This is a genomic window from Paracoccus liaowanqingii, assembly GCF_004683865.2.
GTDB classification, from domain to species: domain Bacteria; phylum Pseudomonadota; class Alphaproteobacteria; order Rhodobacterales; family Rhodobacteraceae; genus Paracoccus; species Paracoccus liaowanqingii.
In genome coordinates this window covers 25,354-44,342 of sequence record NZ_CP040764.1, presented here as the reverse complement: position 1 = coordinate 44,342, position 18,989 = coordinate 25,354, and the positions used below count along the sequence as shown (strand labels likewise).

Genomic DNA, 18,989 nt, shown 5'->3' with positions numbered 1-18,989 from the left:
GATGTCCCAAATGATGGCGCCTTGACATGACCGACCTGCTGGATCCGATCAACCGCCGCATCCTGGCCGAGCTGCTGGCCAATGCCCGCATCCCGGTGACGGAACTGGCGCGCAAGGTGGGGCTGTCGAAGACCCCCGTCGCCCTGCGCATCCGCCAGCTGGAGGAGGCCGGGCTGATCACCGGATATCGCGCGATCCTGTCGCCGGTCCGGCTTGGCCTGACCCATGTGACCTATGTCGAGGTGCGCGTCAGCGACACCCGCCAGAAGGCGCTGGAGGCGTTCAACACGGCCATCCGCGCCGTGCCCGAGGTCGAGGAATGCTACATGATCGCGGGGGGGTTCGATTACCTGCTGAAGGTGCGCTCGCGCGACATGGCGGACTATCGCCGGATCATGGCCGAGCGGATCTCGGTGCTGCCGCATGTGCATGCGACCTCCAGCCATGTGGCGATGGAGGCGGTGGTGGAGCAGGGGGGCCTAAGCCTCTCCGAATAGGTCCAGCCGGTGCGGGTTCAGGCGGCGCAGGTCGCCCCTGCGCAGGGTGACGCCGTGGCGGTCGAAGAAGTCCAAGATCTCGATGGCGACCTTGCGGCCGTTCTGAACCCGGTCGCGGAAGAGGGGGGCGGTGAACCAGCCGTCCGGGGTTGCGTCCGCCACGTCGCGCAGGATGGCGACCATGGCGGCGGTGACCTCGCGCGCGAAGAAATGGTCATGCGCGATCTGGTCGGTGCGGCCCAGCTTCTGCGTCAGGCGCAGGATGCGGCGGATGTCCTTTTCGTCCGCGCCGAACTCGGTCGCGAAATCGCGGACCCGGGGCGGGCGATAGCGCAGATCGCCCAGAAGGGCGGGATGGATGCGGTCCCAGATCGCCTCGTCCTCGGGCGACAGGCGGACCTCGTGGCCGGGCAGGCGCAGGAAGGCGCCGTCCGGGACGATGCGGCCCGCGTCGGATTCGATGCGCAGCAGCGCGAGGAAGGCGTCCTTGGGCAGGCGTGGGGTCAGCGCCAGGCGCAGGCGCTCGCGCCCCAGGCCCGGCAGGTCGGGATTGGCCTCGTGGAATTGCGTCAGATGTTCGGTGATGCCGGTGCGCAGCGCGTCCAGATGGGCGGGCGACAGGGCGAGGCCCGCGACGGTCGTGCCGCCCGCCGCTGCCAGCGCGGCCTGCGCCTGATCCGGGGACAGGCTGCGGTCGCGGGCGAAGACGGTCATGTCCTGGGGCGCGATGGCCAGCAGAGCGGTCAAAGGATCGGGGGCACGGGCGGCCTCGATCAGGGCCAGGCGTTCGGGCGTGCGGCGCTTGCGGGCGGGGGGGCGCAGGTCCAGGAAGCGGCCCCCGCCGATGGTGCGGCTGGCCGAGACGTCGCGCAGGATGAAGCGGTCGCCGATGGCCGCGGCGATGGGGCGGTCCAGCACGATCTGGACGGGCCCGGCCTCGCCCGGGGCGATGGGATCGGACAGGGGCACGATGCGGGCGCCGACCTCGGCCGCGTGGCTGTGGAGGCGCGCGGGGAACCAGGTGCCGATGGGCTTCGGCTCTCCGGCCAGCACGGTCAGGCGGGCGTCGATGCGGGCGGTGGGGGCGTGCAGCGCGGGGCTCAGGACGATGTCGCCGCGATGGAGCGCGTCCTTGGTCACGTCCTCGCCTGCCAGGTTGAGGGCGCAGCGCTGGCCTGCCAGTCCTTCGGTCGCGGGGCGGTTCTGGGCGTGGATGGCGCGGACGCGGGCGGTGATGCCGGAGGGGCTGACGGTGACCGCATCGCCCACCGCGATGCGGCCGGTCAGCACGGTGCCGGTGACGACCGTGCCCGCGCCCTGCAGGGTGAAGCTGCGATCCACCGCCAGCCGGAAGGGACCAAGGGCCGCGCGGGCGGTGGTCTCGGCCTCGGCCGCCAGAAGGGCGGCGCGCAGGGCCTCGATCCCCTCGCCGGTGACGGTCGAGACGGGCAGGATGGGCGCATCGGCCAGCGCGCTGCCCGCCAGCGTCTCGCGGATCTGGGCGGTGACCTGCGTGCGCCGCGCGTCGTCGGCCAGATCGGCCTTGGTCAGCGCGACCAGCCCGCGCGGCAGGCCCAGCAGGTCCAGGATCGCCAGATGCTCGCGCGTCTGCGGCATCACGCCGTCGTCGCAGGCCACGACCAGCAGCGCCAGATCGATGCCGCCCGCGCCCGCCAGCATGGTGTGGATCAGGCGTTCGTGGCCGGGCACGTCGACGAAGCCGGTGACCGCGCCGCCGCCAAGGTCGGCATAGGCAAAGCCCAGGTCGATGGTGATGCCGCGCGCCTTCTCCTCGGCCAGGCGGTCGGCATCGGTGCCGGTCAGCGCCTTCACCAGCGCCGTCTTGCCGTGGTCGATATGGCCTGCGGTGCCGACGATCATGGCGCCAGTGCGTCCAGCAGGTCGCCGTCGGCGCCGAGGCAGCGCAGGTCCAGGATCACCGCGCCCGCATGGATATGGCCCAGCACCGGGCGGGGCAGGGCGCGCAGCCGTGCGGCCAGCCGGTCGGGCGCATCGCCCCCCGCCCCGGTGATCCGCAGCCCTGCCGAGGGAATGGTGTCGGTGGGCAGCGAGCCCGAGCCGATCTGGCTGGCGCAATCGGTCGCCGTCACCGCGTGACCCGGCAGCAGCGCCGCCACCTGCGGGGCCAGCCGCGCGGCCTGCGCGGCGATGTCCGCCTGCGGGCGCGACAGCATCCGCAGCACCGGCAGGCGCCGGTCCAGCCGGTCGGGATCGCGATAGAGGCGCAGCGTCGCCTCCAGCGCCGCGATGCGGATCTTGTCCAGCCGCAGGGCGCGTTTCATCGGGTTCCTGTTGATCTGGGCGATCAGGTCGCGGCGGCCCAGGATGAAGCCCGCCTGCGGGCCGCCCAAGAGCTTGTCGCCCGAGAAGGTGATGAGGTCGGCGCCCTCGGCCACTGCCTCGGCCACGGTGGGTTCGCGGCGCAGCCCCCACCGGGACAGATCGACCAGCGACCCGGCGCCAAGGTCGTTCATCATGATGACGCCCGCCGTCTTCGCCAGCGCCGCCAGATCGGGGGCCGCGACCTCGGTCGTGAAGCCCTCGATGCGATAGTTCGAGGTGTGGACCTTGAGGATCAGGCCCGTCCGCTCGGTGATCGCATCCATATAGTCGCGGGGATGGGTGCGGTTGGTGGTGCCGACCTCGACCAGATGGGTGCCGGCGCGGGCCATGATGTCGGGCATGCGGAAGGCGCCGCCGATCTCGATCAGCTCGCCGCGCGAGACGAGGCTGTCGCGCCCCAGACCGAAGGTGTTGAGCGCGATCAGCACGGCGGCGGCGTTGTTGTTGACGATGGTGGCGTCCTCGGCCCCCGTCAGCTCGCACAGCAGCCCGCGCAGGTGGTCGTCGCGCTGGCCGCGCCCGCCCGTCTGAAGGTCGTATTCCAGGGCCAATGGCGCGGCCATGGCGGCGCGGGCGGCGGCGATGGCCTCGTCTGCCAGGATCGCGCGGCCCAGATTGGTGTGCAGGACCGTGCCGGTCAGGTTCAGGATCGGCCGCAGCCGGGTCGCGGCCTGCCCCGCCAGATCGGCGGCCAGCAGATGCGGCAGGCGCGCGGCCTCGGAGGCGCCGTCGGCACCCTCGCGGATGGCCGCGCGGGCCGCGTCCAGCCGGGCGCGCGCGGCCTGCGTCACGGCCTGACGGCCATGATCCTCGACCAGCGCGGGCAGGGCGGCCAGCAGCTGGTCGACGGCGGGCAGCGCACGAAAGCCCGACATCAGAACCCGGTCAGGAAGGGGTTCACGCCCCCGCGCCGAAGGCCGGTGTCCTTCATCATCAGATCGAGGCCCAAGCTGGCCACGTCATCCGCCACCGGCTCCAGGCTGTGGTTCTTGTTCTGGTAGAGGATCTTGACCCACGAATCGCAATCGCCGCAGACCTCGGCCCGGACGGTCGCCTCGGTCGTCTCGACGCTGCGATAGCTGATCGCGGCGGTGGACCCGCAGCAGAGGCAGGTCAGCCGCACCTCGTTCCATTGCGTCTGGCAGCAGGCGCAGGCGGCATAGCGCACGCCGTCCAGATCGCCCACCCCGATGACCGAGGATGTCGCGGGCCGCCCCCCGCAGGCGGGGCAGACCCCGGTGCGGATCGCGACCAGCTGGCGCGCCTCCAGCGTCGCGGCGCGGCGCGCCATGTGCAGCTGCACCGCCAACGCCGCGAACAGATGCGGGGCGACGCTGTCCTCGGGCACGGTGTCGGACAGGATGTTCTCCAGCAGCCAGTGCCGGTCGCCAAGCGGGGCCGAACTGACCGCCAGCAGCGCCATCCGGGCAGGGTCGGGCATCTCGAGATCAGCCGCCGCCGTCAGCACCCGGTCCAGGATGTCGTGCAGCTGCGGATCGGTCGCCTCGGCCCGACGGTCCAGCGGCGGCATGCGGCTTTCGCGGGCCAGCTGCACGCGCTCGGGGGACAGGGGAGTGGCGGGGGGCAGGTCGCGGGCCAGCCGCGCCTGCAGGTCCGACAGCCTGCCCAGGAAGGCAAGCCAGGGCCCCAGATTGGCGCTGTGCCCGGCCAGGAAGTCCAGCCGCTTGGCGCGGGTCGCAAACAGCCGCGCCGGATCGGGCAGGAAGGCCAGGGGCGCGGTGGGCACGCCGCCGATCGCGGAGGGGTCGGGTTGGGGAAAGCGGGTCATGAAGGTCTCCGGGCCGACCGGCCACAGGGATGGTCCTCGGGGGTTCAGTCGGCGGTTGTGGCCGGCAGATTACTCTGCCGGTCCCTTTGTGTCGCGGCTGGCGATCTCTCGCAGCCATTTGCGGTGATGGCGCCAGGCCCATCCGCCGGTCACGGTGCCCCGGGTCATCGCCCGCAGCGTGCCGCGCGTCCAGATGGCGGCATAGACATGCATGATGAAGACCAGGATGATCGCCACCGCCGCCAGCGCATGCACCAGCACCGCGACGCGGCGCACCGGCACGCTGACCAGATGGCCCACGACCTGCTGCCAGATCAGCACGCCCGAGACGATCAGCACGACGATCAGCCCGGTCATGCCCCAGAAGACGAATTTCTGCCCGGCATTGTACTTGCCCAGTTCCGGCAGGTTGTCCTCGTTGCCCTTGACCACGTCGCCGATCTTGGTGACCCAGGTCGTGTCCTCGGGCTTGGGCATGTTCAGGCGCCACAGCTGGATGAACATCAGCGCGAAGCTGACGAACAGCGCCACGCCGATGATCGGATGGATCCAGCGGGTGATCTGCCCGCCGCCGAAGAGGGCGGTCAGGAAGTACAGGGCCGGGTCGAACAGCGCCAGCCCCGACAGGGCCAGCGCGATCAAGCAGAAGGCCGTGACCCAGTGGTTGGCCCGGGTGAAGCCGCGATAGCGACTCACCTCGACCGGGGCACGGCTTTCGATGCGGTCGCCGCGTTCCGAATAATAGGGGCGCGGCGCCATCAGAGATGCCCCCCCTTGTCATGCGGCTCGTCGGGATCGCGACCCTCGACCACCAGCGTCTTGGCGGCCTCGGTGTCATGCTCCTCAACCTCGTTGCCGCGGGCCAGAAGCCCGTGCAGCGTGGCGCCGATGGCGGCCAGGCCGATGGCGGCCAGACCGGCGGTCTTGGTGACGCCCTTCCAGCCCTCGACGATGGGCGAGATGCGGGGGTTCTCAGCCAGATCGTTGTAGATGCCCGGCTTGTCGGCATGGTGCAGCACGTACATCACATGCGTGCCGCCGACGCCCGCGGGGTCGTAGAGGCCTGCGTTCTCGTAGCCGCGCGACTTCAGATCCTCGATCCGCGTCTCGGCATGGGCCTGCATGTCGGCCTTGGTGCCGAAGACGATGGCCTGCGTGGGGCAGGCCTTCGCACAGGCAGGGCCCTGGCCCACCGCGACGCGATCCGAACAGAGCGTGCACTTGTAGCTTTTATGATCGACCTGGCTGATGCGCGGGATGTCGAAGGGACAGCCGGTGACGCAATAGCCGCAACCGATGCAGTTGTCCTTCACGAAATCGACGATCCCGTTGGAATACTGCACGATGGCACCGGGGGCCGGGCAGGCCTTGAGGCAGCCCGGATCCTCGCAATGCATGCAGCCGTCCTTGCGGATCAGCCATTCCAGATCGTTCGTCGCCGGGTTCTCCCATTCCGCAAAGCGCATCAGGGTGAACATGTTCGGCGTCAGGTCGTGTGGGTTCTCGTAGACCCCCACGTTCTCCTCGATCTCGGGATGCGTGTCGTTCCATTCCACGCAGGCGGATTGGCAGGCCTTGCAGCCGATGCATTTGGACACATCGATCAGCTTGGCCAGCTTCTCCAGCTGGCGGTCGGGTTGCGGCACGTTCCGGGTGGCCGAGATGCGCACGATGTCGCGCGCATCGAAATAGGCCTCGGTCGGCTGCACGGGCGGGTTCGAGACCGCCGTGGTCGGGCTGTTGGCCATATCGTTCATGCGACCGGCTCCTCTGCGGCGGGTTCGATGTTGACCAGGAACGCCTTGAATTCCGGCGTGTCCGTGTTGGCGTCACCGACGAAGGGCGTCAGGCTGTTGGGCCCCCAGCCTTTCTTGGCGGCCCCCATGAAGCCCCAGTGCAGCGGGATGCCGACGACATGGACGGTCTTGCCGTCGCAGGTCATGGGCTTGATCCGCTTGGTCACCACGGCCTTGGCCCAGACCTGGCCCCGCGCGCCCCAGACCCGCACGCGACCACCCTTGGTGATGCCGCGTTCGGCCGCCAGCTCCTCGCTGATTTCCACGAAGAACTCGGGCTGCAACGCGGCGTTCACCGGGTTGTGCTTGGTCCAGTAGTGGAAATGCTCGGTCAGGCGATAGGAGGTCGCGACGAACGGGAATTCGTCGCTGCCGCCAAGCCGCGCCACGTCGGATTCGAAGATCCGGGCCACCGGGTTGCCGCGCATGCGCGGGTTGAACACGTTGGCCATCGGGCTTTCGAAGGGCTCCATATGCGTCGGGAAGGGCCCGTCGCGCATCATGCCCCGGGTGAAGAGCCGCGAGACCCCTTCCTGGTTCATGATGAAGGGGCCGACCTCGGACGGGTTCGCGGTGGGCGCGATGTCGGGGACATCGTAGCCGCCCCACCGTTCGCCGTCCCATTGCACCAGGGGCCGCGTCGCGTCCCAGGGCTGGCCGTTCATGTCCGCCGAGGCGCGGTTGTAGAGCACGCGCCGGTTGGCGGGCCAGGCAAAGGCCCAGTTCAGGTACATGCCCACGTCGTCGGGATCGGAATTGTCCCGCCGCGCCATCATGTTGCCCTCCTCGGTCCAGCTGCCGGCATAGATCCAGCAGCCCGCCATGGTCGAGCCGTCGGCCCGCAGCTGCCCGAAGCCGGACACCTGCTGGCCCGCCTGCACCACCACCGCGCCCGTCGCCGGATCCGTCACGTCGGTCAGGGCGCGGCCGTTCATCTCGCGCGCCAGTTCTGCGGGATGCGGCTCTCCGGGATCGGCATAGTCCCAGGACAGGTTCACGATCGGATCGGGGAAGGCGCCGCCTTCGGTCCGATACAGCTCGCGCACCCGCGTCCAGATCTGCGCCATGATCCAGGTGTCGTGCTTGGCCTCGCCCGGCGGCGTCGCGCCCGGCCAGTGCCACTGCAGCCAGCGGCCCGAATTGACCAGCGCGCCCTCGTCCTCGGCGAAGCAGGTCGTGGGCAGCTCCAGCACCTCGGTCTGGATCGCGGCCGTGTCCACGTCGTTATGCGCGCCGTGGTTCTGCCAGAAATGCGAGGTCTCGGTGGACAGGGGGTCCATCACGACCAGCATCTTCAGCTTGGACAGGCCCGTGGTGACCTTCTCCCGGTTGGGGATGGACAGGAGCGGGTTGAAGCCCTGGCAGAAATACAGGTTCACCCGGTCATGGTTCATCAGCTCGAACATGCGCAGGATGTCATAGGCCGGGACGTCCAGCTTGGGCAGGTAGTCGAAGGCCCAATCGTTCTCCTCGGTCGCGGCATCGCCCCACATGGCCTTGAGGAAGCTGACCATGAAGTTGGGATAGTTCTGCCAGTAGCTGGTCTGGCCCGGACGCAGCGGGGTGAAGCTGCGGGTGGACAGATAGGTCTGCCAGTCGACCTCGGCCTCGGTCGGGATGTTCAGATAGCCGGGGATCAGGTTCGACATCAGGCCGATATCGGTCAGGCCCTGGATGTTGGAATGCCCGCGCAGCGCGTTCATGCCCCCCCCCGGACGCCGATATTGCCCAGGATCAGCTGCAGCATCGCCATGCCGCGGATGTTCTGCGCGCCCTTGGAATGCTGGGTCCAGCCAAGCGCGTACATCGAGGTCATCGTCTTGTCGGGGGCCGAGCATTCCCCGATCATTCCGCAGATATCCAGGAACTTGTCGCGCGGCGTGCCGGTGATGTTTTCCACGAATTCGGGCGTGTAGACATCGACATGCTTCTTGAGCATCTGCCAGACGCAGCGCGGATCCTGAAGCGTCGGATCGGTCAGCGCGAAGCCGTCCTCGCCGAACTGGTAGTCCCAGCTTTCCTTGTCGAAGTCGCGCTTTTCCTCGTCATAGCCGGTGAAGAGCCCGTCCTGCCAGCCGAAGTCCTCGCGCACCAGGAACGAGGCGTTGGTGTAGTTGCGGACATAGTCCCACTGCACCTTGTCGTTCTCCATGCACCAGCGGATCGCCCCCATCAGGAAGGCGATGTCGCTGCCCGGACGGATGGGCGCGTAGTAATCCGCCACCGATGCGGTGCGGGTATAGCGGGGATCGACCACGACCAGCTTGGCGCCGCGATGCGCCTTGGCCTCGGTCACCCATTTGAAGCCGCAGGGATGCGCTTCGGCGGCGTTTCCGCCCATCACGATCACCAGGTCGGTGTTCTTGATGTCAGTCCATGGATTGGTCATCGCTCCACGGCCGAATGTCGGGCCCAAACTGGACACCGTAGGGCCGTGTCAGACTCGCGCCTGATTGTCGAAGCCGACGATCCCCATGGACCGGACCGTCTTGTAGGTCAGCCATGCGGTTTCGTTCGTGGTGGCGGAGGCCGCCAGGAAGCCGGTCGTTGTCCAGCGGTTGACCGGCGTGCCGTCATCGTTCGTGGCGATGAAGTTGGCGTCGCGGTCGTCCTTCAGCTCGCGGGCGATCTTGTCCAGCGCCTCGTCCCAGGAAATCTCCTCGAACTGGTCGCTGCCCGCGCGGCGGATGCGCGGATGCGTCAGGCGCGTGGGCGCATGGACGAAATCCTTCAGCGCCGCACCCTTGGGGCACAGCGTTCCGCGGTTCGTCGGGTGATCGGCGTCGCCCTCGATATGCATCAGCTCGGCGGTCTCGCCGGCCTTCACGTCGCCGCGCGAATACATGATGATCCCGCAAGCGACCGAGCAGTAGGGGCAGGTGTTGCGTGTTTCCGTCGTCGTGGCCAGCTTGTAGGCGCGCACCTGCGCGGCCTCCGCTGCCTCGGCGCTGCCGAAGCCCATGGCTCCAAGCGACGTTGCCGCAACCCCCGCACCCGCCAGCCTCAGAAAGCCGCGGCGCGAAAGGTCGATATTCATGGGACCCCCCCTTTTGCCTGTCTGTCATAGATAGGTACGTGCCTATCGTCCGCCGCTGAACCGTCCGTGTCAAGACACGCCCGCGCGTCTGCCCGTGCGTCCGCCCGCGTCCGGGCGCGCGCAGGGGGCGTCACGGGGCGTCTTGCAGCGGGGCGGGAGGCCGGGCTAGACAGGGGCGGCAAGCCGATGCGCCGGGGGCGCTCGGGCCGCAAGGTGCGCCGCGATACGCGGGGGCTTGACGACATGGCGCGCGGCCCGCAAGGCGGGGCCCGCCGGTCCTCATCCCCCTTCTGTCGCGTTCCTTCGAAAGGCTACCCCCCATGACCTTGCGCCTGACTGCCCCGATCCTTGCCGCCGGCCTCTTGCTGGCCGGCATGGCCCATGCCCAGGACACGCTCTATTTCTCGGCCATCCCCGACGAGGACGAGACGCGCCTGGCCGAACGCTTCGGCGCGGTCGCCGAATACCTGTCCGAGGAGCTGGACGTGCCGGTCCAGTTCGTGCCGGTGAAGTCGTATCCCGCCGCGGTCACCGCCTTCCGCAACGACCAGGTGCAATTGGCCTGGTTCGGCGGGTTGTCGGGCGTGCAGGCGCGGCTGGTCGTGCCGGGCGCCCGCGCCATCGCCCAAGGCGACGAGGACACCAGTTTCGTCAGCTATTTCATCGCCCATACCGATACGGGGCTGACGCAATCCGACGATTTCCCCGAGGCCGCGCGGGGCATGTCCTTCACCTTCGGGGCCAAGACCTCGACCTCGGGGCGGCTGATGCCCGAGTTCGCCATCCGCGAGAATACCGGCGAGGCGCCCGAGGAGTTCTTCGACCGCGTGGGCTTCTCGGGCGATCACAGCCAGACGCTGCGGCTGGTCGCCTCGGGCGCCTGGCAAGTGGGGGCGCTGAACTTCACCGTCTATGACCAGGCGGTGGCCGACGGCGCCCCCGAGGTCGAGACGGCCAAGGTCATCTGGCAGACGCCGCCCTATCCCGATTACAACTGGACGATCCGCGGCGACGTGGACGCGCGGTGGGGCGAGGGGTTCGCCGACCGCGTGCAGGCGGCGCTGATCGGCATGGACGATCCCGACCTGCTGGCGGCCTTCCCCCGCAATGCCTTCATCGCCGCCACGAACGACGATTACGCCCCCATCGAAGAGGTCGGCCGCCAGCTGGACCTGCTGGAGTAAGCCTTCCATGCTGCGTCTGGACGGGGCCGATCTGGGCTATGGCGGCGCCCCCGTGCTGGCCGACGTGCGACTGCATGTCGCGCCCGGCGAGCGGGTGGCGCTGCTGGGGCGCAGCGGGTCGGGCAAGTCGACGCTGCTGGCGGCGCTGCACGGCGTGGCGCAGGCGCGCGGGCTGCGGGTCGCGCTGGTGCCGCAGGACGCGGCGCTGGTCCCGCAGCTGAGCGCGCTGCGCAACGTGCTGATGGGGCGGCTGGACGATCACGGCGCCTGGCGCAACCTGCGCACCCTGGTCCGGCCCTCGGCCCCCGACCGGGCGGCGGCGCTGGCCGATCTGGCCCGCGTCGGCCTGACGCCCGAGGCCGACCGCGCCGTCGAGGGGCTGTCGGGCGGGCAGAAGCAGCGCGTGGCGCTGGCCCGCGCCCTGCACCGGGGCGGCGAGCTGATCCTGGGCGACGAGCCCCTCTCCGCCGTCGATCCCCGCCAGTCCGGGGCCTTGGCCGAGGTGCTGCGCGCGGCCTTCCCGACCGCGATCCTGGCGCTGCATGACGTGGCCATCGCCCGCGCCTTCGCCACGCGGGTGATCGGGCTGCGGCAGGGGCGGTTCCTCTTCGATCTGCCGGTGGGCGATCTGGATGCGACGCGGATCGAGGCGCTTTATGGCTAGGCCTGCGTCCCCCCGCCTGTCGCGGTCCCCCCGTCTGTCACGCCCCGGCGTGGTGGCGGGGTTCGTCCTGCTGGCCCTGGTCTGCCTGCCGCTGGCCGATCTGGCCGTCGCGGGGCACGATCCCTGGGCCGCGCTGGCGCGGATGGGGCAGGGCTTCCTGTCCCCTGATTTCAGCGCCATCGAGCAGATCGCCCGCGCCGTCGCCCTGACCGTGGCCTTCGCCGTGGCGGGGGTGGCGCTTGGCGGGCTGGCCGGGCTGGTGCTGGCGCCCTTCTATCGCCTCAGGCCCGTGCGCTGGCTGGCCATCGCGCTGCGATCCGTGCACGAGCTGTTCTGGGCGCTGCTGCTTCTCCAGGTGCTGGGCATCAGCGTCTGGACCGGCGTTCTGGCCATCGCGCTGCCCTATGCGGGCATCTTCGCCAAGGTCCTGTCCGAGATCCTGGACGAGTCCGATCCCCGCCCGGGCCTGTGGCTGGGCCCGCGCGTCGATCCCCTGACGCGGTTCCTCTGGGCCCGCGCGCCGCTGGCTGTGCCCGAGATGGCGACCTATGCGCTCTACCGGCTGGAATGCGGGCTGCGGTCCTCGGCGGTGCTGGGCTTCGTCGGGCTGCCGACGCTTGGCTATCAGCTGGACACCTTTTTCCGGCAGGGGGATTACGGCGCGGCGGGCGCGGTCATGGCGATCTATATCGCACTGATCGCCGGCGTGCGGGTCTGGATGCGGCCCCGGCTGGTGGTCCTGTGGCTGGGCTTTGCCGTGGTGATGCTGGGCCGCGTCACCTCGCCGCCGATGGGGCAGGGGGCGCTGTGGCGGTTTTTGTCCAGCGACATCGTTCCCGCGCCCTTGCGGCAGGGCGATCCGGCCGCGCTGCTGCCATGGCTGTGGGATCTGGCCACCGTCGCGATCCTGCCGGGGCTTGCCGCGACGCTGATCGTGGCGCAGCTGGCGCTGGTGCTGGCCGGCGCCGTGGCCTTCGCCGCGCAGGCGCTGATCGTGCCGCGCGTGACAGGGCGCGTGGGCGCGGCGCTTGGGCATCTGGTGCTGGTGATCCTGCGGTCCTTTCCCGAATACATGCTGGCCTACCTGTTCCTGCAGGTCTGGGGGCCGTCCATGCTGCCCGCCATCCTGGCCCTGGGCCTGCACAACGGCGCCATCATCGGCCATCTGCTGGGGCGGCAGGCCACGGGCCTCGCGCTGCGCCCCGACGCGCCGCGCGGGCTGACGCTGTGGGGGTGGGAGCTGGCGCCGCGCCTCTTCGCGCCCTTCGTGGCGCTGTGCTTGTATCGGTGGGAGATCATCATCCGCGAATCCGCGATCATGGGGATCCTGGGCATCGCCACCCTGGGATTCTATCTGGACGACGCGATCGGAGAGCTGCGCATGGACCGCGCAGTCGTCATCCTGGCCGCGACCGGGCTGGTCACGGTCGGCATCGACGCGCTGTCGCGCGCGATCCGCGCCCGGCTTGGCGCGAAAGATCTGCAGCAGCACGCCGCGCGGCCGGGGGGTGCCCCCGGCCAGGCGTCCATCTGCTAGGCGGCCATCTGCGGCTGGCGCACGGCGCAGGCGAAGGCCAGGAACTTGCCGTCGTCATTGCCGACCAGATCGCCCATCTTCCGGGGCGTCCAGCCAAGCCGCGTGGCCATCCGCAGGAAGGCGGGCGGACCCAGGAACAGGCAGTCCGATGCGCCGATCCGGTGCAGATGGGTGTTCGACGCCTCCAGGATGCGCTCGGCAAGGCCCGGCAGCGGCAGGGCGGCAAAGCGCGTCAGTTCCCAGGACTGCGGATCGACCGGGGGTTCGCCATGGCACAGATTGGTGGGCATGCCCGGCAGCAGCCCCAGATGCGCGTCGCGGATCATGTAGGAATAGCGCACCGTGCCGCCCCCGAAGGAACAGTCGGTGCGCTTCAGCCGCGCGCCACCGACCGCGCGACCATCTTGATGGGCGATCACGTAGACGGTGTCGAAGGTGTCGTATTGCTCGAACTCGATGCCTTCGGCGTGGTGCAAGGGCCAGGCCATGCGGTCCACGAAGATCTGCTTGCGCAGCCGGAAGAAGCTGGCCACCAGATCGAAGCGGTGCATGTCGCGGGGCAGGATGATCGTGTCGACCTGAATATCGGACGTGGAATGCGCCATGAGAGTATCCTTCATTGCCGATACCCCTCGGGCAGCTTCGCCAGGCCCAGGAACTGGCGCCCGCCGGTCGTCTTGTTGGGCAGCCACAGCCCCCAGCTGGTCACCTCGACCTTCAGGACGCCCTCGTCGGCATAGGCGTCGAAATAGGTCAGCATCGTCTCGACCATGTCGCGGCTGAATTCCGCGGTGGCCAGTTTCGGTTCTCTGATTCCCATTGCAGTCGATCTCCTTCTTGCAAGCTGGATGAGACAAGCTGTGCGACCGACCGGCCCCCCCTGTCGCGCGAAAAGCGACAGGGCTGCCTTTTCAGTATGTCCGAAAAGGCATAATGTCCGTCCGACACGGCAGGAGAGCCCGATGCTGAATGACCTGATCCCGAATTTTGACGACGAGATCGCGCAGATGCATGCGCTGGCGCCCTCGGGCTGGATCATGGGGTTCAACCTGACCTACAAGGGCCCCGAGCATCTCTACAACGCCTATCCCGACGCCTGGCGCGCGATCTACGAAGAGCGCAACTACTTCTTCGGCGATCCGATCGCGATGTGGACGATGACCCATGACGGCCATGCCCGCTGGTCCGAGGTGCGCATCCCCGACCTGCGCGGCGTCATGCGTGCGGCCAAGCGGTTCCGGCTGAACCACGGGGTGGCGATCTCGCGCAAGGTGGCGGGCAAGCGGTCGTTCCTGACGCTGTCGCATCCCGACCGCGAGTTCACCGATGACGAGATCGCGCGCTGCACCGCGCGCTTCCACCTGTGGACCGACATGGTGCTGAACCGCGCCGCCCTGACCGCGGCCGAGCTGGACGTGCTGCGCTGCTTTCGCGACGGGCTGGGGCAGATCGAGACCGCGGGCCATCTGGGCATCGCGGAATCCACGGTCAAGCAGCGGGCCCTGAAGGCCTGCAGCAAGCTGGGCGCGAAAAGCCGCACCCAGGCCGTCGCCATCGCCGTGGCGCGCAATTATCTGTGAGATGTCCGATCGGGCAGGTTTTCGCTGCCCGCCGGCCGATCGGGGCCTATTGGACCGCGCGGATGGCCGGATAGGCGGCGCGGAACCCCTGCAGCGCCGCGTCGAAGGCCCCGCGCAGGGCCTGGTCGGGGGCGATCTCGTCGGTGACATCGGGCGCGGTCATGACCTGATCGACCTCGCCTCCGCCCGCCGCGACCATGCCGAGCCGGGCGGCGCCAAGCGCCGCGCCGAACTCGCCATCCGCGGGCAGGGTCAGGGTCACGTCCAGCGCGGTGGCGATGATCTGCAGCCATGTGCGCGACCGCGCGCCGCCGCCGATGGCCATCAGCCGGGTGGGATGCGCGCCCGTCGCCTGCAGCGCGGCCAGGCTGTCGGCCAGGCCGAAGGCGACCCCCTCCAGCACGGCGCGGGTCAGGTCGTCGCGGCCCGTGGCGCTGGCCAGCCCGGTGAAGCTGCCGCGGATCGCGGGGTCGTTGTGGGGCGTCCGCTCGCCCGACAGATAGGGCAGGAAGCGCACCGGCCCCGGCGCCCGCAGCGGCCCCAGATCGGCGGTCAGCGCGGCGGGGCTGGTGCCGGTGATCCGCCCCAGCCAGTTCAGGCAGTCGGTCGCGGCCAGCATCACCCCCATCTGGTACCAGCGCCCCGGCACCGCGTGGCAGAAGCTGTGCAGCGCGGTGTCGGGCGCGGGCGCATAGCCGTCGCGCGCCGCCAGCAGCACCCCCGAGGTGCCAAGCGAGACGAAGCCCGCCCCCTCGGCCATCGCGCCGATCCCGCAGGCGGCGGCGGCATTGTCGCCCGCCCCCCCGGCCACGGTAACGGGCGCGGCCAGGCCCCATTCGGCGGCAAGATCGGCGCGCAGCCGCCCCGCCGCGCCCGAGCCCTCGACCAGACGCGGCATCTGGGCGCGGGTCATGCCGGTCGCGGCCAGCAGGTCCTCCGACCAGTCGCGCGCGCCGGTGTCCAGCCAAGAGGTCCCCGAGGCATCCGACAGATCGCCCACATGCTCGCCCGTCAGCCACAGGTTCAGATAGGCGGCGGGCAGCAGGACGCGTGCGGCGCGGGCGAACAGCTCGGGCTCGTGCGCGGCCATCCAGGCCAGCTTGGGCGCGGTGAAGCCCGGAAAGACGATGTTGCCGGTCAGGGCGCGAAAGCGCGGATCGGCGTCCAGGGCGGCCGCCTCGACATGGCTGCGGGTGTCGTTCCACAGGATGCAGGGCCGCAGCACGCGGTCGGCCGCGTCCAGCACGGTGGCGCCGTGCATGTGGCCCGCCACCCCGATCCCGCGCAGGCCGGCGAACTGGGGATGCGCGGCGCGCAGGTCGGCCACGGCGCCCCGGAAGGCCGCGATCCAGTCGGCCGGGTCCTGTTCGGACCAGCCCGAGGCCGGGTTGGCGACGGCGTAATGACGCTCGGCCGCGCCCAGGGGGCGGCCCTCGTCATCCACCAGCAGCGCCCGCAGGCCCGACGTGCCCAGATCGATTCCCAGATAGCTCATGGCCTGTCCCTTTCCCGTGGGGCCGTGCGGCACGGCCCTGTCCCCGGACCAGACCTTGCCGACCGGGGCGCGAATGTCCAGCCGGGGGGGGGCGGCGGCATCTCATGTTCAACAGTCTTGCCCGATGTTGAACATGGGTGTAGTCAACAGTCGTCCCAACTGTTGAACATCATGCCCCGCACCCATTCCGCCCTGGCCCATGCCGCCTATCACGACCTGCTGCGGTCCCTGCGCGACGAGGGGCTGCGCGACCTGCGCGGCACGCCGACCCTGGTGACGCGGAACGGGCGCGGCTACTGGTATGACAGCTTTCGCGTCGGCACCGAGGTCCGCAAGCGCTATCTGGGCGAGGACAGCCCCGACCTGGCGGCGCGCATGGCGGCGTTGCGGCAGGACCGCGCGCCCGACGGCCAGCGCCGCCGCGACCGGGCGCGGCTGGTGCGGCTGCTGCGGGCCGAGGGGTTCCTAGGCCTCGATCCCACCAGCGGCAGCCTGATGGCAGCGCTGGCAGGCGCCGGGGTGTTCCGGCTTGGCGGCACGGTCGTGGGCACCCATGCCTTCCGCCTCTACGAGGGAGAGCTGAACCTGGCCCTGTCGCTGGAGCAGACCGCGCAGACCGACGATCTGGACATCGCCAGCTTCGAGCGCCTGTCGCTGGCGCTGGACGACGTGACCGCCCCTCCGGTCACGCAGGTGCTGGCCGAGTTCGACTTTGCCCCCGCCCCCAGCCTGGAACCGGGCCGGGCCTGGCGCTGGCGGCAGACGACGGGCACCGCGCTGGTCGAGTTCCTGACCCCCGCCTTCGGCGAGGAGGGGCTGCGCGACCTGCCCGCGCTTGGCGTGCAGGCGCAGGCGCTGCGGCATCTGAACTATCTGATCGCCGAGCCGATCCCGGCGGCCATCCCCTATCGCAGCGGCGTGCTGGTGCAGATCCCGCGCCCGGAACGGTTCGCCATCCACAAGCTGATCGTGGCGGACCGGCGGCGCGCGCAGGACCGGATGAAATCCGCCAAGGACCGCGCGCAGGCCGCCGTGCTGATCGAGGTGCTGGCCCGCGACCGCCCCGACGACCTGGCCGAGGCGCTTGAGGACGCGCTGGCCCGCGGCCCCCGCTGGCGCGACCGCATCGCGGCCAGCCTGGCGCGGATGCCCGACACGGCGGCGCTTCTGGCGGAGCTGTGACGCCTAGACGACCACCACGCGGGTCTGCCAGTCCCGGCAGGCCCGGGCCAAGGGCTCGGGCAGGGGGCGGTCGGTGAAGATCGCGTCAAGTTCCGACAGCGATCCGATCCGGGCGGGTGCGCTGCGCGCCAGCTTGGAATGGTCGGCCACCAGGAAGGTGCGGCGCGACTGGCGCAGGATGGTCTGGCTGACGCCCACCTCCTGGATGTCGAAATCCAGCAGGTCGCCGTCGCGGTCCAGCGCCGAACAGCCGATCACCGCCAGGTCGAACTTGAACTGGCGGATCGTCTCGGCCGCCAGCGTGCCCACCAGCCCGCCATCGGCGCGGCGCAGGCTGCCCCCGGTGACGATCACGTCGCAATCGGGATTGGCCGCCAGGATGTTGGCGACGTTCATGTTGTTGGTGACGACAAGCAGCTCGCGATGGCCCAGCAGCTCGCGCGCGACCGCCTCGGTGCTGGTGCCGATGTTGAGAAACAGGCTGACCTTGTCGGGCACCTCGGCCGCGCAAGCGCGCGCGATGGCGGTCTTGGCGGCCAGATGCAGGGCGCGGCGTTCCTCGTAGCCGATATTGGCCACGCCCGAGGGTAGGATCGCGCCGCCATGCACGCGTTCCAGCCGCCCCGTCTCGGCCAGTTCGGTCAGGTCGCGGCGGATCGTCTGCAAGGTGACGCCGAAATGCCCGGCCAGCCCCTCGACCGTCACCTTGCCGTCGCGCCGGGCGATGTCCAGGATCTCGGGCTGGCGGAAGGTCTGCGACATGAAGTTCCCCTGTTTCACCGGATGTCGCATGGCAGCCGCGATCAGGCAAGATTTTCGTTTCCGCGCGGTTCGGGGCAATGCGTCGCCGCAGTGCGGTTGACCCGCCGCGAAACCGCGCTATGCCGGGCCGATCACAACGGGGGACATTCGACATGACCAGTCACAAGGTGATCTTCGACACCGATCCGGGCGTGGATGACGCGCTGGCGCTGTATTATCTGATCCGCCATCCGCAGATCGACCTGGTGGGCGTCACCACCGTCTTCGGCAATGCCCCGGTGGCGCTGACCACCCGCAACGCGCGCTTCCTGCTGGGGGCCTGGGGCCACGGCGCCCCGGTCCATGCGGGCGCCGCGGGGCCGCTGACCCCGGACATGCCCGAGGACGCCTTTCCCACCCATATCCATGGCGAGAACGGCCTGGGGGACCACCCGGTCGACCTGGCGCCCACCGAGGATCCCGACACGGCGGCGCAGTTCCTGGTCGACCAGATCCGCGCCCATCCCGGCCAGATCCGCATCCTGGCGGTGGGCCGCATGACCAACCTGGCCCGCGCACTGCAGATCGCGCCCGAGATCGCCGGGCTGGTGCGCGACGTGACGCTGATGGGTGGCGCCTTCCGCGTGCCGGGCAACATCACCCCGGCGGGCGAGGCCAACATCTGGGGCGATCCGCTGGCCGCCGACATCGTCTTCGGCGCCTCCTGGCCGGTGGTGGCGGTGCCCCTGGACCTGACCACGCGGACCTTCATGGACCGCCCCCTGCTGGACGATCTGGGACGGCGCGGGGGGCCGGGGATGCAGCTGGTCACCGCCCTGTCGCAGGGCTACGTGCGTTTCTACCAGGCGGCGGGCTATGACGGGATGCTGGTCCATGACGCGACGGCGGCGGTGTTCCTGACCGATCCCGACCTCTTCACGCTGACCAAGGGCGAGGTGCGGGTCCTGTCCGAGGGCATCGCCCTAGGCCTGACCCTGATGAACCCCGAGGACCGCCAGGGCCCCTTGGGCGCATGGGAGGGTCGCCCCCGGCAGGGCGCCGCGCTGGATGGCCAGCCGCAGGCGATCCTGGATCGCATCGCGCAGGTCTGCACCGCATAAAT

General features: G+C 69.9%; 16 protein-coding genes and 1 pseudogene. 7 read left to right on the top strand and 10 right to left on the bottom strand.

Annotation, left to right across the window (positions count from 1 at the left end):
* The first annotated feature begins 26 nt into the window (after window positions 1–26).
* Window positions 27–497, top strand: a complete 471-nt coding sequence (locus tag E4191_RS21125) for an Lrp/AsnC family transcriptional regulator (protein WP_135818956.1) — start codon at window positions 27–29, stop codon at window positions 495–497.
* Here E4191_RS21125 and selB read toward each other — a convergent pair.
* From selB to fdnG, 6 genes and pseudogenes are all read right to left on the bottom strand, one after another.
* Window positions 480–2,378 carry a selenocysteine-specific translation elongation factor gene (gene selB, locus E4191_RS21120; protein WP_139616316.1) on the bottom strand — a complete coding sequence of 633 codons (1,899 nt, stop codon included), beginning with the start codon at window positions 2,376–2,378 and terminating at the stop codon, window positions 480–482. The genes E4191_RS21125 and selB overlap by 18 nt on opposite strands.
* Window positions 2,375–3,736: an L-seryl-tRNA(Sec) selenium transferase gene (gene selA / locus E4191_RS21115; RefSeq protein ID WP_139616315.1), complete on the bottom strand. Its 1,362-nt coding sequence runs from the start codon at window positions 3,734–3,736 to the stop codon at window positions 2,375–2,377. The genes selB and selA overlap by 4 nt, the downstream gene beginning before the upstream one ends.
* Window positions 3,736–4,650: a formate dehydrogenase accessory protein FdhE gene (gene fdhE, locus E4191_RS21110; protein ID WP_139616314.1), complete on the bottom strand. Its 915-nt coding sequence runs from the start codon at window positions 4,648–4,650 to the stop codon at window positions 3,736–3,738. Before fdhE ends, selA begins: the two co-directional genes overlap by 1 nt.
* 69 nt (window positions 4,651–4,719) lie before the next feature.
* Entirely contained in the window at window positions 4,720–5,409 is a 690-nt protein-coding gene (locus E4191_RS21105; protein WP_135818721.1) for a formate dehydrogenase subunit gamma, read from the bottom strand.
* Window positions 5,409–6,398: a formate dehydrogenase subunit beta gene (gene fdxH, locus E4191_RS21100; protein ID WP_139616451.1), complete on the bottom strand. Its 990-nt coding sequence runs from the start codon at window positions 6,396–6,398 to the stop codon at window positions 5,409–5,411. The genes E4191_RS21105 and fdxH overlap by 1 nt, the downstream gene beginning before the upstream one ends.
* Before the next feature lie 5 nt (window positions 6,399–6,403).
* Window positions 6,404–9,483: pseudogene (fdnG, locus tag E4191_RS21095) on the bottom strand (formate dehydrogenase-N subunit alpha).
* A gap of 320 nt (window positions 9,484–9,803) precedes the next feature.
* Between fdnG and E4191_RS21090 the strand changes: the two are divergent.
* The 3 genes from E4191_RS21090 to E4191_RS21080 are packed head-to-tail and all read left to right on the top strand — an operon-like array spanning window position 9,804 to window position 12,868.
* Window positions 9,804–10,667, top strand: a complete 864-nt coding sequence (locus tag E4191_RS21090; protein WP_139616313.1) for a putative selenate ABC transporter substrate-binding protein — start codon at window positions 9,804–9,806, stop codon at window positions 10,665–10,667.
* 7 nt (window positions 10,668–10,674) lie between these two features.
* Window positions 10,675–11,331, top strand: a complete 657-nt coding sequence (locus E4191_RS21085; RefSeq protein WP_139616312.1) for an ATP-binding cassette domain-containing protein — start codon at window positions 10,675–10,677, stop codon at window positions 11,329–11,331.
* Window positions 11,324–12,868 carry a PhnE/PtxC family ABC transporter permease gene (locus E4191_RS21080; RefSeq protein ID WP_139616311.1) on the top strand — a complete coding sequence of 515 codons (1,545 nt, stop codon included), beginning with the start codon at window positions 11,324–11,326 and terminating at the stop codon, window positions 12,866–12,868. Before E4191_RS21085 ends, E4191_RS21080 begins: the two co-directional genes overlap by 8 nt.
* Here the strand turns inward: E4191_RS21080 and E4191_RS21075 are convergent.
* Together E4191_RS21075 and E4191_RS23960 are read right to left on the bottom strand one after the other, a co-directional pair.
* Entirely contained in the window at window positions 12,865–13,473 is a 609-nt protein-coding gene (locus E4191_RS21075) for an acyl-homoserine-lactone synthase (RefSeq protein WP_176562841.1), read from the bottom strand. The genes E4191_RS21080 and E4191_RS21075 overlap by 4 nt on opposite strands.
* An 11-nt stretch (window positions 13,474–13,484) precedes the next feature.
* Window positions 13,485–13,688 (bottom strand): hypothetical protein, encoded by a 204-nt coding sequence (locus tag E4191_RS23960; RefSeq protein WP_168217607.1) that lies wholly within the window; start codon window positions 13,686–13,688, stop codon window positions 13,485–13,487.
* 142 nt (window positions 13,689–13,830) lie between these two features.
* Between E4191_RS23960 and E4191_RS21070 the strand changes: the two genes are divergently transcribed.
* Window positions 13,831–14,448 (top strand): helix-turn-helix transcriptional regulator, encoded by a 618-nt coding sequence (locus E4191_RS21070; RefSeq protein ID WP_168217608.1) that lies wholly within the window; start codon window positions 13,831–13,833, stop codon window positions 14,446–14,448.
* A gap of 46 nt (window positions 14,449–14,494) precedes the next feature.
* Here the strand turns inward: E4191_RS21070 and xylB are convergent, their stop codons facing one another.
* Window positions 14,495–15,943: a xylulokinase gene (xylB, locus tag E4191_RS21065; protein ID WP_139616309.1), complete on the bottom strand. Its 1,449-nt coding sequence runs from the start codon at window positions 15,941–15,943 to the stop codon at window positions 14,495–14,497.
* Window positions 15,944–16,114: 171 nt separating this feature from the next.
* Between xylB and E4191_RS21060 the strand changes: the two genes are divergently transcribed.
* Window positions 16,115–17,125, top strand: a complete 1,011-nt coding sequence (locus E4191_RS21060) for a nucleotidyltransferase family protein (RefSeq protein ID WP_139616308.1) — start codon at window positions 16,115–16,117, stop codon at window positions 17,123–17,125.
* 3 nt (window positions 17,126–17,128) lie between these two features.
* On the opposite strand, the gene E4191_RS21055 is transcribed toward E4191_RS21060, so the two are convergent.
* Window positions 17,129–17,887, bottom strand: a complete 759-nt coding sequence (locus E4191_RS21055; RefSeq protein ID WP_135819094.1) for a DeoR/GlpR family DNA-binding transcription regulator — start codon at window positions 17,885–17,887, stop codon at window positions 17,129–17,131.
* Between the two features lie 152 nt (window positions 17,888–18,039).
* On the opposite strand from E4191_RS21055, the gene E4191_RS21050 reads away from it, so the two are divergent.
* Window positions 18,040–18,987 (top strand): nucleoside hydrolase, encoded by a 948-nt coding sequence (locus E4191_RS21050; RefSeq protein ID WP_176562840.1) that lies wholly within the window; start codon window positions 18,040–18,042, stop codon window positions 18,985–18,987.
* Window positions 18,988–18,989: the final 2 nt, after the last annotated feature.

What these genes read in the sequence shown, in the direction of transcription:
- E4191_RS21125 (WP_135818956.1), top strand. Translation starts at nt 27, where the DNA reads ATGACCGACCTGCTGGATCCGATCAACCGCCGCATCCTGGCCGAGCTG.
- selB (WP_139616316.1), bottom strand. Translation starts at nt 2,378, where the DNA reads ATGATCGTCGGCACCGCAGGCCATATCGACCACGGCAAGACGGCGCTG.
- selA (WP_139616315.1), bottom strand. Translation starts at nt 3,736, where the DNA reads ATGTCGGGCTTTCGTGCGCTGCCCGCCGTCGACCAGCTGCTGGCCGCC.
- fdhE (WP_139616314.1), bottom strand. Translation starts at nt 4,650, where the DNA reads ATGACCCGCTTTCCCCAACCCGACCCCTCCGCGATCGGCGGCGTGCCC.
- E4191_RS21105 (WP_135818721.1), bottom strand. Translation starts at nt 5,409, where the DNA reads ATGGCGCCGCGCCCCTATTATTCGGAACGCGGCGACCGCATCGAAAGC.
- fdxH (WP_139616451.1), bottom strand. Translation starts at nt 6,398, where the DNA reads ATGGCCAACAGCCCGACCACGGCGGTCTCGAACCCGCCCGTGCAGCCG.
- E4191_RS21090 (WP_139616313.1), top strand. Translation starts at nt 9,804, where the DNA reads ATGACCTTGCGCCTGACTGCCCCGATCCTTGCCGCCGGCCTCTTGCTG.
- E4191_RS21085 (WP_139616312.1), top strand. Translation starts at nt 10,675, where the DNA reads ATGCTGCGTCTGGACGGGGCCGATCTGGGCTATGGCGGCGCCCCCGTG.
- E4191_RS21080 (WP_139616311.1), top strand. Translation starts at nt 11,324, where the DNA reads ATGGCTAGGCCTGCGTCCCCCCGCCTGTCGCGGTCCCCCCGTCTGTCA.
- E4191_RS21075 (WP_176562841.1), bottom strand. Translation starts at nt 13,473, where the DNA reads ATGGCGCATTCCACGTCCGATATTCAGGTCGACACGATCATCCTGCCC.
- E4191_RS23960 (WP_168217607.1), bottom strand. Translation starts at nt 13,688, where the DNA reads ATGGGAATCAGAGAACCGAAACTGGCCACCGCGGAATTCAGCCGCGAC.
- E4191_RS21070 (WP_168217608.1), top strand. Translation starts at nt 13,831, where the DNA reads ATGCTGAATGACCTGATCCCGAATTTTGACGACGAGATCGCGCAGATG.
- xylB (WP_139616309.1), bottom strand. Translation starts at nt 15,943, where the DNA reads ATGAGCTATCTGGGAATCGATCTGGGCACGTCGGGCCTGCGGGCGCTG.
- E4191_RS21060 (WP_139616308.1), top strand. Translation starts at nt 16,115, where the DNA reads ATGCCCCGCACCCATTCCGCCCTGGCCCATGCCGCCTATCACGACCTG.
- E4191_RS21055 (WP_135819094.1), bottom strand. Translation starts at nt 17,887, where the DNA reads ATGTCGCAGACCTTCCGCCAGCCCGAGATCCTGGACATCGCCCGGCGC.
- E4191_RS21050 (WP_176562840.1), top strand. Translation starts at nt 18,040, where the DNA reads ATGACCAGTCACAAGGTGATCTTCGACACCGATCCGGGCGTGGATGAC.